Origin of the sequence: Hungatella hathewayi WAL-18680 (assembly GCF_000235505.1) — a bacterium.
In the GTDB taxonomy this organism is placed as follows: Bacteria; Bacillota; Clostridia; order Lachnospirales; family Lachnospiraceae; genus Hungatella_A; species Hungatella_A hathewayi_A.
In genome coordinates, this window is sequence record NZ_JH379028.1 from 704,945 (window position 1) to 716,986 (window position 12,042).

Here is a 12,042-nt window from a genome sequence, read left to right on the forward strand (position 1 = left end):
TAATCAGGGTCGAAAGTAACTAGCTGCGTTTGATTTCATTTTATAATAATCATTGGAAAATGCAATCCCCTCCAGCGTGGCTCTTGTAAAATGCTCCGTGGTGTGTCTGGAACTGCTTCCCACGTAGCTGGCTCGCAGGGAGGAATCGTTGTGGAGCGTCAGTTCGCCTTGCAGGTAAGAGTTAAAATCACCCCCTCACTTCCCGGTGGAATCTCCTGCGCCTTCTCACACAGCTTGTCAAAGCTCTTCCGCCCAATGCTGTTCCGGTACCACCGGAAACTGGCTGCGCAGCTACTGGTGGCCGTCCCAGGATACCAGAGCCCCAGCACCACATAGCGGTAATTCAATAGATAGGGCGACTACTCAAACTGATCCGGCACCACACAGCTGCGGCCGACCGACCGTAACCAGCTCACCGGGCATATCAACACTGCCGGCCACTATTTTAATCTGTTACCTTCAAGTTACATATTCATGAAATTAGGCTACTTGCGATTTTCACTACACTCTGGCAATAAGACACTTTAATTCTTCATGTGTTATTGCAAGAAGCCAAATAAAAGTATTATCAAATACATAAGCATCTATATATTCCCAAGGTTCTAAATCATCTATGTATTTACATACATCATTAAATGTAGTGTCGTAAATTTCATTTTGCCGTTCTAAATAAAACATCACAGAATTAGGGATATTTAATTCTTTAGCATCCTTAAAATCCAGACATTCTCTTTCTACCCTCAAACAATTCCATAATCTATTTGAAGTAATATCATACTCCTGAGCAAATGTATGAATTAACTTTTCTCGGCAATCTGTTAATATTGCATTCGACAATCTTTCTCCATATGTATACTCTAACATTTTATACCTTTTCACATTTAATTAAAATAAATATGCCCTTCTGCACCGTTTGCTTTGCCGTTACTCCAATCCCACCATTTAATGTGTGGTTTAGTGTTACCCACATCTGGTTCAGCAGGATGAATCTCGTAACCAGATGTCCCTTCCTTAGAGTAAGTAGGTTTCTTTTCAAGTTCAGGTCTTGCATCATTTAATAACTTTTCAGCATCTTCCTGAGTTTCGGTTTTTACATTTATTCCTTTTCCTCGTCCTTCCTTAATTTTCTTTTTAGCATCACTCCATGCTTTAGAACCTTCTTTTCCAGCATCCGTTGTATTTTCCGGAAGTTGAGCCTCACTATCCCCCTCATTTAACTTCTCTTCCAGTTCAGTATTGATACGTTCAACTTCTGTCTGGCTATCACTTTCCCCAAAACATGAAGAGATAAAATCAGTAACAGTTCCCTTTATCGACTGTGCTGAAATTGCTCCATATATAGAAATCAAAAATGCAACAATTGCCGTTATAATTTCATAGACTTCAGGTATTGCAGTTCTTGTTGACGGCCCACCATCTATTTTCTTAGCCAGGTATTCTCCCAGTTTAAAAAGTGCATCTTCCAGCTGCTTTGGCAACTCTAATTTCTCTATATGTTCTTTGAATACCCTTAATCTTTCAGCTCCACTCACAGAACTTTCTCTTGCATAGTTTGCAAAGATGTTCGTGTCTGACTGGATATTTGTATAACTGCTTCTCCAGCCAGTGAATACGTATCCTCCATTCACTGATGGAGCGGGGGCATGTGCGTCACTTCCTACTGGTACCTTTTCTTCTTTTAATAAAATCCAGTTCAGTTCTCCTGTTATTTTACCATAAAACTTTACTGTATAGATATCACGTTCTCCAAATTTATAAACTGCATGAATTTTCACTGGAGCTGTAATATTGTTGAGTGGTTTATCCCAGCCAGCAAATGCATAGCCATCCCGATGTGGATTTGGTGGAAGAGCGGCATCGCCTCCATTGACTACATACTGCGGGGAAGTCCATGATTTTCCGTCGTAATCAAAAAATTCCACCTTATGAGTCTGGACTTCTCCTGTATAATAGCGGGCATAGACAAGGCTGTCTTTTGTAACATTTATATAATCAGTACTCCAACGATTAAATGTATAACCAGGTACCGGCACCGGTGTCGGCGGAGTACCATTCTCACCCTCTATTACCCATTCTACTCCTATGGTATTGAATTCTTTATCCTTTTGGGGATGGCGGCTTTGATACGAAAGCAAATATGTCTTAAAATTACCTTCACGGTATTTCGCTGTAATAACAGTATCCTTCTGGATTACATAAGGCTGTTTGTCCCAGCCGACAAACGTATACCCCTCTCGTTTCGGAGCTGCCGGCCTAACGGCATCATTTTCATTAATGACGTATGATGGGCTCTGCAGCCACCGCCCATCATAATCAACAAATAAAACTCTATGTGTTTCAAAAATACCCTTTGTAAACTTGGCTTTTATGGATAAATTTTGGTCGATATATGCATAATTAGTATCCCATCCTAAAAATGTATATCCTTCCTTCACCGGATTATCCGGTTCTGCGGCACAGCCACCTTTCTCAATTTCTTGTGTGTCCCATAATTCGGAATCTACATAAAACTTTACTACAAATGACTTTAATTCCAAAGGAGCCGCTTTCATCAAATCAGCATTTGATGGCGTACCTATTTCCGGCTCCAATTCCACATCATCCTCCAGTTCCGCATCAGAAGGTGTAGCAACCATCCCAATCTTTGCATCCCCATTTTGAACCAGTGGATTGTTAATACTGCTGGCTGCAGACTGGATTGGGGCCATAACCGTCATTACAATAACTAATGTGGCTGCAACCCATTGTCTTAATTGTTTTTTCATACTCATTATACTCTAATCCCTCCTCAATAATTTATTTAATTAGATTATACGATAATGAGTGTTATGGATGTGTGAAATAACTCTCACCACAGAACACAGGCATGCCCGTCATACCAAAAAGACCGGCAGTCTTTCGGCCGCCGGTCCCCTTAATGATTGATACAATTCCACAACTCCCTATCCTTTGTTTGGCATTTCTCTCCGCTTCTGATGCCAATCACCAGCCTGTCCGTCAGCTCCTCCGTCGTCAGACTGTCATTGACCATCTCCGGCATGTCGAGCCCCCGCAGCAGCCTGGAATCTCTCCACGCTATCCAGGTGTCCTGAAAACCGCCATCCGTGCCGACTGACAGCAGCTCCACATTGTCCGTCAGATACACCCCGGAAATCCCAAGCTCTAAGTCGGCCGCCAGCTGCACCGCTCCTCCCATCAGACGGCTGGCGTCTCTCTCCTCCCTGAATCCGGTCTCTCCACCGTAATAATAGGAATTCACCCGGACAATTACTTTCCCGTCCCCATTCACATCCGTAAGATACGGTTTCAATCCTTCCTCCAGGGAAACACAGAACTCATCGCTCACCGTCTGCCCACAGACCAGCGCCAGCTCATAATCCGGCTCCCTCTTCCCCAGAATCTCCGCCAGATAATAGCTCCCAATTAAAAAAATTCCAATTCCAATCAACACATGATACTTATGATAATACCAAAAGTCCCTCATAGCACATCACCAGCCTTCGTTTACCCCCATTCTAACATCCAGGGCCGGTTCTTCCCATACAGGTAACTTACGAATTCTTATTCAAATACCGGTAAACCGTAGGTTCCGACACGTCTAACTGTCTGGCAATCTCCCCCACGGCCCCCTTCATGTGGAAGGCTCCCTGGGCTTTCAGCTGGTTCACGATTGCCATCTTCTCGTTCTTCGTCAGCCGTTTCGGATTTCTTCCATACTGGTTAATGGCATTCTTAATCATATGCTCCAGCATCTGGTCCACCGGCATATCATCCAGGACCTCCACCACTTCCTCGTCCATCGGGTTTAAATTGAACCGCTCCTTCACCGCTTCCAGCATATGGAACACATCCTTAATCAGACTCATATCCCGGTTAATGCACAGCATCCCGATAATCTGCCCCTCATTCTTGATAAAATAAGTGCTGGACACAAACTCCTTCCCCTTGCTGCTCCCCGAATAATTGGCCAGGTACTGCTTCTCACTGTACCGGTTGTCCTGTATCATCTGTTTTGCAAAATCAGTCAGCGGACTGCCGATATCCCTCCCGGACAGATGTCCGTTGCTGATGGCAATCACGGATTCCTTCGGGTGAAACACATCGTGAAGCAGCACCTCACACTCCGGCCCCATCAATTCCGCAATAAATGGCACCAGCGGTTTGTATAGATTGAGAATTTCATCATTATTCATAAATTACCTCCCGGTTTTTGCACTCTTTTTCTGTATTATAGTACATTTTTCCGAAAAATGATATAAATTTTATTAATATAATAAAAATTATTGCATTTTCTTGCCGTTGTGATATACTCCAATTATGGGTATTAAATTTTTATAAACCATTTTATTACAGGAGGGAAATTGTATGGAAACAAAAGCGAAAAAGAAGTTTGTCTTTAAGATGCCTCACATTTTTATCATTCTGTACGCGATTATTCTGGTTGTCGCGGCCTTAAGCTACATCATCCCCGCCGGGGAGTACACCAGGGTGCCTGACGCCACCACCGGACGGGAAATCATTGACCCCAATTCCTTTCACACCATCGCCTCCAATCCATCGACGCTGATGGACCTGTTTGAAGCCTTCCCGAAGGGCTTTGTGGACGCCGGCTGGGTGGTAGTGCTCACCTTCTGTGTCTGCGGCGGCTTCTTTGTCGTGAACAAGAGCGGCGCCATCGGAGGCGTCATCCAGTGGCTGGTACAAAAAAATGAAATCACGGGGAATTCTGATTATCCCTATTCTGATGATCGTCTTTGCCTGTATCGACTGCTTCATCGGCATGTGCGAACTGTGTATGGTTTACGTGCCCATCATCCTGCCGCTGATGCTGGCCCTGGGCTTCGACTCCCTGACGGCCTGCGCCACGGCGCTGTGCGGTTCGGCCATCGGCTTTACCTCCGCCCTTGCCAACCCATTTACCACCATCATCGGCCAGAAAGTGGCAGGTCTTCCGCTGCTGTCCGGCTGGCAGTTCCGTCTGATTTCCATGATCGTTGTGGGAGCCATCGGCATTGCCTTCGTGATGCGGTATGCCCACAAAGTGCAGATGAATCCCCAGTCCTCCATCGTGTACGAATCGGATTTGGCGCTGCGGGAAGAATTAAACTCCCAGGGCAGTTCCGAGTATAAACTGACCTTCCGCCAGAAGCTGGCCGGAATCGTGTCCCTCTGCATGTTCATCATCATGATTGTCGGCGTGTTCAGCTGGGGATGGGATATGCCGGAAATCGGCGGCATTTTCATGGGTATGGGGATTCTCTCCGGACTGATCTCCGGCATGAAATTCAACGAAATCTGCGACACCTTCCTGGAAGGCTGCAGCCAGGTTCTGCTTGGCGCTTTGATAGTCGGTCTCTCCAGAGGCGTTTCCGTCATCATGAATGACGCCATGATAACCGATACCATTATTCACGCGCTGGCTCTGGCCCTCCAGAATCTGCCGTCCGGCATCACCGCTATCGGCATGCTGATTGTTCAGACCATCCTGAACTTCCTGATTCCATCCGGCTCCGGACAGGCGGTTGTGACCATGCCAATCATGGCTCCGTTAGCCGACTTAGTTGGCGTTACCCGCCAGACAGCCGTCCTGGCCCTTCAGTATGGCGACGGTTTCTCCAACATTTTCTATCCGGTATCCGGTTACTTTATGGCAACCCTGGCCCTGGGCCACGTTCCCTATGAGAAATGGATGAAGAAAATGCTTCCGCTGTTCGGACTGTGGACCGCCACGGCAGCCGTATTTATGATTATCGCCCAGGCCATCCAGTGGGGACCATTTTAAACCGCATCCAGAAAAGGAGGGAGAATCACTATGGAATATCAAGACAGTAAAGAACGGATTGAGCGTGTTATGGACCGCATTTCCGGGGATGTCACCGCCTTCGCCCAGAAGCTGGTGCAGACCCGGAGCATGACCTGCCAGGAAAAGGAAGTGGCCGCTCTCGTGAAGGAGAAAATGTGCCAGCTGGGCTACGACGAGGTCACGGTGGACGAGACCGGCAACGTGCTTGGACGGATGGGAAATGGAGCCGCCACGCTGATGTTCGACTCCCACATGGACACCGTGTCCGTCATCGACGAAGAGCTGTGGGATGACCCGCCCTTTGGCGGTGTGATAAAAGACGGAAAACTCTACGGCAGAGGCGCCGTGGATATGAAATGTCCTCTGGCCGCATCCGTCTACGGGGCTTATGTTGCAAAGGAAGCCGGGCTTTTGGGAGACGTCACCATCTATGTATCGGCGTCCACCATGGAGGAGGATTTCGACGGGGAGGCAGTCAGACAGCTGCTCCAAAACACCGGCCTTCGCCCCGACGGAGTGGTTATCTGCGAGCCAACGGGCTTAAAAATTGCCACCGGCCACCGGGGAAGAGCCCTGATTGAAGTGAAAGTGGAGGGCAGAAGCTGCCACGCCAGCAATCCTTCCGCCGGATTGAACCCGGTCTACCTGATGAAAGAGGTGATTGACCATGTCCAGCAGCAGGCCGGTGCGCTGGACGCCGGAGAGGGTGAAAAGGGCTCCGTAGCCCTGACCAACATCTATTGCAGCACCCCCTCCAACAACTCCGTTCCCCAGGACGCCTCCATTATCCTGGATAGGCGTCTGGCTTTGGGCGAAACCGAGGACATGATCTCCAAGGAGATGGACGGACTGGTGGCGGGGACCAAAGGACAGTGGCGCTTCTGTGATATTCCGGCATCCAGCTGGACCGGCATGGATTTCGTCTTCCATTCCTTCCTGCCAGCCTGGAACATCGAGCCGGAGCATCCGCTGGTGGCTGCCGCCAGCCAGGCTTATCGCCTGGTGAAAGACGGGGAGCCGGTTCTGTTCCGGATGGGCGCCAGCACCAACGGCGTCACCACCGCGGGTATGTTTCACCTGCCCACCATCGTCTTCGGCCCCGGCGATTTGGCCCAGGCCCACTCCACCAACGAGTACTGCAGCGTGGAGAGCATGCTGGACGCCTGCCGGATTTACGCCGCGCTCTGTGGCAGGATTGAGAAACTTTAAGACATTTGATTGCAGCAAAAGAAGGAGAACCCGGAATCCCGGATTCTCCTTCTTTTTGTCCTCTATAACTCTGTCTGCTTAATTCTCCATCACTTCCTGATAGGTGGCATGGTGCTCCAGCGCCTCCGTCATGGCGGCCATCTGGGACAAATCACCCAGCAGAATCACACCGCTCAGCCGGTTGTTCAGGAAATAGTATTTCCGGTACTGCTCCTTGCCCATATCCCTGAATTCCACTGTCTTGTAATAGAGATTTGGGTTTCTTCCGTTGTCGCCTGCCGCAAACAGGGCGGTGTTCATGCCGTGGAAGGTCAGAGCCGCCGGTACCGGCACATACTCCAGACTGTCACCGGCCGCGTTGGCACCGGCAGTCTTGCCCTGCTCCACCGCCTCCGGCCAGATGCCGTAGTTGGTGTCATGGTACTCCGCACAGTCTCCACAGGCATAGATGCCGGGAACGGAGGTCTCCATCCACTCATTGACAACGACGCCCTTCTTCACTTCCAGTCCCATCTCCTTCGCCAGACCCACGTTGGCGCGGATACCGGCGGACACAATCACCATGCCGGCCTCCACCACTTCCCCGGTCTTTAAGCGGACACCGGTCACATGGCCGTCACCCTCGATGGCTTCCACGTTGACGCCGGTGCGGATAACCACGCCGGATTTGGATGCAATGATTTTGAGCTGCTCTCCGGAGCTCTCATCCAGCTGGCGTCCCATCAGGGAAGGAGCCATCTCAAGCACCGTCACCTCAAGGCCAGCCTTCTTAAGCTCCCACGCCGCCTCCAGTCCCAGCACGCCGCCGCCGATAACCACGGCCTTCCTGGTACTCTTCATCAGCATTTCCACCTTTCTGACATCAGAAAGCCGTCTGATTGCCGCCACCTCCGGCAGCTCACTGCCAGCGATCGGCGGGATGAAGCATTCGCTTCCCAGGGCGTATATCAGTTTGGTGAAGTGCAGCTTCGTTCCGTCGTCAAGAAGCACCTCCCTGGCGTCCATATCCACGCTCTCCACCCGTTTTCCTAACATCTGGTACACCTGGTTCTCCTCATACCATCCGGCGTCCACCATGGCCACCTGCTCCGGCTCCAGTCCTGCCACCAGGGATTTGGTCAGCATCGGGCGGTTGTAGGACGGATAGGGCTCGTCGGACACCATGATAATCCGCCCTGTGGCGTCCCTCTCCCGGATGGCCTTCGCCGCGTTAAATCCGGCCGCGCCGTTGCCGAGAATCAGATAGTAGTTGGTCGTGTTGTTGGTGAACTCATTAATCACATCGTCCACCGGTACAAAGTTCTCCCGTCCCACGCCGCAGACCGGACAAATCTCGATGGAGGAGTCAAATATCTCCCCGCAGACCAGACATTTCACCAGCTTCCTGCTGCCCTTGGCCGCCACTGCCTTCGGCTTCTTCGACTGCACCAGACAGCCGAACTGATACCCGAACTCATAGGCGCTCACCAAATCCGCCTCCGACGGTTTAAACCGCACCTTGAATCCGTCCACCACCTTCATTTTCAACTGTTTCAAACGCTCCGTGATGTGGGGCACTCCCTCGCCGCTCCAGCCGTAGCTGCCGAAGGCTCCCGCGTACTTTCCGCCGTGGGTCACGCTGAACATGCCAAGCGTCAAATCCCAGATGGGGCGCAGCGCCTCGGCGATAATCGTGGGCGTACCAAACAGCATACCGTCAGCGAACTGCAATTCCTCCTGAACCTTCGCCGCGTCGGCCGTCACCATATCGTAGCTGCGCACGTCGATGTCGCCGCTGTCGGCAATTCCCTCCGCAATCTTCTCCGCCAGCTGCCCGGTGTATCCATAAGCACTGACGTAAGGTATGATAACCGTCTTCTTCCCGTTGGGATTCACCACCGTGGACCATTCCCGGTAAAGAGCCATCACCTGTTTAATCCTGTCGCCCACCAGCACCGGACCGTGGCCCGTGCAGATCATGCTGATATCCAGGGATTTCACCCGGTCCAGAGCCTTCAGCATAAACGGCTTGTAGGGCCCGATAATGCAGTCAAAATAGTAACGGAGGGCTGTCAGGTAGTCATCCTCATTCTGAATCTTATCCGATACCACCTCTTCCAGGCAGTAGTGGGAGCCGAAGGAATCGCAGGTCACCAGAATCTGCTCCTCCTCGATAAAGGTGTACATGGTATCCGGCCAGTGCAGGTTGGGTACCAGCATGAAATGCAGAGTCCGCTTGCCGATGGTCATCCGTTGGTCGTCCTTCACCGCAATGCTGACGAAGTCCCGGTTCACAATCTCCTTTAAAAAGCTGATGGCGCATGGCGTCGCCAGAATCTTCATCTGGGGACTGTAATCCAGCAGCCGCTCCACACTTCCCGCATGGTCCGGCTCCGTATGGCTGGTCACCAGATAGTCAATCTTCGTGACATCAATCACCTCTTTCAGCTTCTCAAGGTAATCGTCAAAGAATTTGGCCTTCGCCGTCTCAAACAGCACCACCTTATCCCCGGTCTTCATCACATAGGAATTGTAGGTGGTACCAAACTCCGTATACATCACAATGTCAAACACCCGCAGCTTGTCGTCAATAATACCTGTCCAGTAGAATCCATCTCTCAATTTAATCGCTTTCATGGTCCGCATCTCTCCTTTACACATGAATTACAGATAATATGTTATTTTATGATTCCACTTTAACGCAAAGTCCATCCTTTGTATGTTGCATTTGCCACATATTGGCAAAAAATTATCAATCTATCGTTCTGTCGCAGACAGCCCCACGGCCCCTTTACCTCCGTGTATCGTCATCACACAGCCCAGAACGCCAACCGTCACCTCTCGGAAACCGGCTTCTTTCAATCCGTTAACAAGGATTTCCACCGCCTCCATATCCGCCCCTTCCGAATAGAATACATAGGCCTTCTCCTTATCAAACTCCGCTCCTTCCACAAAATCTCTCACAAATACAGGAGCCACATGTCTCATCTTCCCCCGGTATTTCTTCTTTGCTATCAATTCTCCATCTATGATGTCGATTCTGGGTTTCAGTCTCAGCACCGCCGCTCCAATCGCTGCTGCGTTGGACACCCGGCCGCCAGCCAGCAGAAATTCCAGGGAATTTGGAACAAAAGAGGTGCGAATCTTTTTGATGTAAGGCTCAATCTTCCCCGCCAGCTCCTCCGCCGTGTCCTGAGGGTTTTCCTCTGCCAGTTCACTGGCCTTCAACACCAGATTGCCCAGTCCGCCGGAAACATTGAGAGAATCGACAAGCCGCACCTTCGCTTCCACACAGTCCTTCACGCCCAGAACCGCATTCTGAAATGAGCAGGAACAGGCCGACGAATATCCGATGTGAAGAATCTCACACCCCGGATGCTCCCTGGCCACCCGCTCGAAGAACTCGGTATACTGATAAGGTCCCACCGCATTGGTCGTTGGTATCTTCTTCGTCCTGCTGTAAAAATCATAAATCTCCTGAACCGGAATTTCCCCGTCATTTACCGTCTTATCCGGGAAATTCATCCCAAACGGCACCGTAAGAATTCCATGTTGTCCCAGCTGCTCCTGTGACAAGTCACAGCTTGATTCCGTAGTAATGCAAACCTTTCTATTCTCCATATATTTCCTGTCCTTCCGTAAGGTCAACTGCAATCTGCACAGAACCCTCATTTTTTATTATTATAACAGAACGGTATGGATACGTAAACAAATACAAAGACAGCCTGGCTCGTTGTGAGCAGGCTGTCTGATTTCAGTCCATGATATCGTTCTGTTACTGATTGTTACCGCCCTCAGAAACTTAAACTGCTTCTTTTCTTCTTCCATCGGAATCAATCACATAGCCGTCAATGGTGGTGCTCACCGCCATGCTGCCGTCCGGATGGAAATAGTACCATTTCCCGTCTATCTCTCTCCAGCCGGTGAAAAATCTACCGGCGTTATAATAGAACCACTGGCCATCATCATTCCGGCTCCAGCCGCTGGCTGTGGAGGAATCGATGACAACCTCCACGAACCGGCGAAGCATAGCAGAAACCTCGGCCCGGGTGGCGGCAGCCTGTGGCTCGAAACGGCCTGCGGCCCTGCCCTTCATAACACCGGCCCGCTGCATGGCTGTGACCTGTATGGCCGCCCATGAACTGATGCTGCCACTGTCCGTAAATGTAGTTTCAGCTAACGGGGCTGGTATGGGAATGCCCATCTGGCTGGCATAATTCATCAGAATGACCGCCATCTGCTCCCGTGTCACCGGCTCGTCAGGGCTAAACAGGTTCTCTCCTGTGCCTGTGAGAATGTTCTTCTGCGCCGCCCACTCTGCATAAGCGGCATAGGAGACGTCGGCTTTCACGTCGGTGAAACTGCGTGTGGGGTAATCTTCCGGCGCAATACCGGCCAGACGTCCCAGAGCGGTGACAATCATGCCCCGTGTCATAGCTGTGTCCGGGGAGAACTGGCTGTTCCCTGTCCCATCAAGCAGACCACGCGCTGCCACGAACTCTATCTCATCCTTCGCCCAATGCTCCGCCGTATCGACAAATACTGGGGCCGGGGCTTTGTAGGCAACGCCATAGGTGGAGAAGTGAGCAATATCCGCCAATATCCTGCCACCGATGTAACTGGATTTATTCAGCCATGTCGCACACCCATTGTCGTCCACATAGACCATAAACAGACTTCCGGATGTTTCATTAGCTGTAGGAGTGTAGTTTAGTGTAATGGAAACCGAACCTGCCGGAAAATCCACCTTTGTCTGAATATTATTTCCTACGCCATCCTTGTAGCCGATGGTAAAGTCATAGACCGGCCGGGTGCCAATCAATGCTGCCGCGTCCGCATGGGCGCTTAAGTCCGCTCGGGCGGCAGTAAAGGTGATACTGCCCGCCGTGGCAGGCACCGCCGCCAAAATAGCACGGATTCCAGCCGCGCTGAACCTCATTTCTGCCATATCGCTGGCAAATGTCAGACCCTTACTGGATTCCGCCAGTCTATTTAACTCAGAGCGGGAAATGGCCTGGCTGATACTGTCTCCGGCAGTCTTGTAGCTGTCC

11 protein-coding genes and 1 pseudogene are annotated in these 12,042 nt (G+C 50.6%); 3 read left to right on the forward strand and 9 right to left on the reverse strand.

Annotated elements, in window-relative coordinates; all coding sequences use genetic code 11:
* Positions 1 to 3: 3 nt before the first annotated feature.
* The 6 genes from HMPREF9473_RS28790 to HMPREF9473_RS19040 form a co-directional block, all read right to left on the reverse strand.
* Positions 4 to 174, reverse strand: coding sequence for an FGGY-family carbohydrate kinase (locus HMPREF9473_RS28790; RefSeq protein WP_080568894.1), 171 nt, complete (start codon positions 172 to 174; stop codon positions 4 to 6).
* The gene (locus tag HMPREF9473_RS19020; RefSeq protein ID WP_034859633.1) at positions 159 to 347 is read right to left on the reverse strand and encodes a hypothetical protein; all 189 of its coding nucleotides are present in this window, start codon (positions 345 to 347) and stop codon (positions 159 to 161) included. Before HMPREF9473_RS19020 ends, HMPREF9473_RS28790 begins: the two co-directional genes overlap by 16 nt.
* 154 nt (positions 348 to 501) lie before the next feature.
* Positions 502 to 864, reverse strand: coding sequence for a hypothetical protein (locus tag HMPREF9473_RS19025; protein WP_034859634.1), 363 nt, complete (start codon positions 862 to 864; stop codon positions 502 to 504).
* Between the two features lie 17 nt (positions 865 to 881).
* Positions 882 to 2,771: an InlB B-repeat-containing protein gene (locus HMPREF9473_RS19030; RefSeq protein ID WP_006781831.1), complete on the reverse strand. Its 1,890-nt coding sequence runs from the start codon at positions 2,769 to 2,771 to the stop codon at positions 882 to 884.
* Positions 2,772 to 2,914: 143 nt separating this feature from the next.
* Positions 2,915 to 3,484: a hypothetical protein gene (locus HMPREF9473_RS26475; protein ID WP_006781832.1), complete on the reverse strand. Its 570-nt coding sequence runs from the start codon at positions 3,482 to 3,484 to the stop codon at positions 2,915 to 2,917.
* Positions 3,485 to 3,551: 67 nt separating this feature from the next.
* Complete coding sequence (locus HMPREF9473_RS19040; protein WP_006781833.1) at positions 3,552 to 4,193, reverse strand: helix-turn-helix transcriptional regulator; 642 nt, start codon at positions 4,191 to 4,193, stop codon at positions 3,552 to 3,554.
* Positions 4,194 to 4,401: 208 nt separating this feature from the next.
* Between HMPREF9473_RS19040 and HMPREF9473_RS28795 the strand changes: the two are divergent.
* The 3 genes and pseudogenes from HMPREF9473_RS28795 to HMPREF9473_RS19055 all read left to right on the forward strand — a co-directional run.
* A pseudogene (locus tag HMPREF9473_RS28795) lies at positions 4,402 to 4,641 on the forward strand (YfcC family protein); the annotation flags it as partial.
* A 67-nt stretch (positions 4,642 to 4,708) separates the two neighbouring features.
* The gene (locus HMPREF9473_RS19050) at positions 4,709 to 5,782 is read left to right on the forward strand and encodes a YfcC family protein (protein ID WP_006781834.1); all 1,074 of its coding nucleotides are present in this window, start codon (positions 4,709 to 4,711) and stop codon (positions 5,780 to 5,782) included.
* Between the two features lie 30 nt (positions 5,783 to 5,812).
* Positions 5,813 to 7,012 carry a YgeY family selenium metabolism-linked hydrolase gene (locus tag HMPREF9473_RS19055; protein ID WP_006781835.1) on the forward strand — a complete coding sequence of 400 codons (1,200 nt, stop codon included), beginning with the start codon at positions 5,813 to 5,815 and terminating at the stop codon, positions 7,010 to 7,012.
* A 78-nt stretch (positions 7,013 to 7,090) separates the two neighbouring features.
* On the opposite strand, the gene HMPREF9473_RS19060 is transcribed toward HMPREF9473_RS19055, so the two are convergent.
* The 3 genes from HMPREF9473_RS19060 to HMPREF9473_RS19070 form a co-directional block, all read right to left on the reverse strand.
* Positions 7,091 to 9,628 (reverse strand): FAD-dependent oxidoreductase, encoded by a 2,538-nt coding sequence (locus tag HMPREF9473_RS19060; RefSeq protein ID WP_006781836.1) that lies wholly within the window; start codon positions 9,626 to 9,628, stop codon positions 7,091 to 7,093.
* 120 nt (positions 9,629 to 9,748) lie between these two features.
* Positions 9,749 to 10,612, reverse strand: coding sequence for a DegV family protein (locus HMPREF9473_RS19065; RefSeq protein ID WP_006781837.1), 864 nt, complete (start codon positions 10,610 to 10,612; stop codon positions 9,749 to 9,751).
* 181 nt (positions 10,613 to 10,793) lie between these two features.
* Positions 10,794 to 12,042 (reverse strand): S-layer homology domain-containing protein (locus HMPREF9473_RS19070; protein ID WP_006781838.1); only part of this gene is annotated, 1,249 nt, incomplete at its 5' end.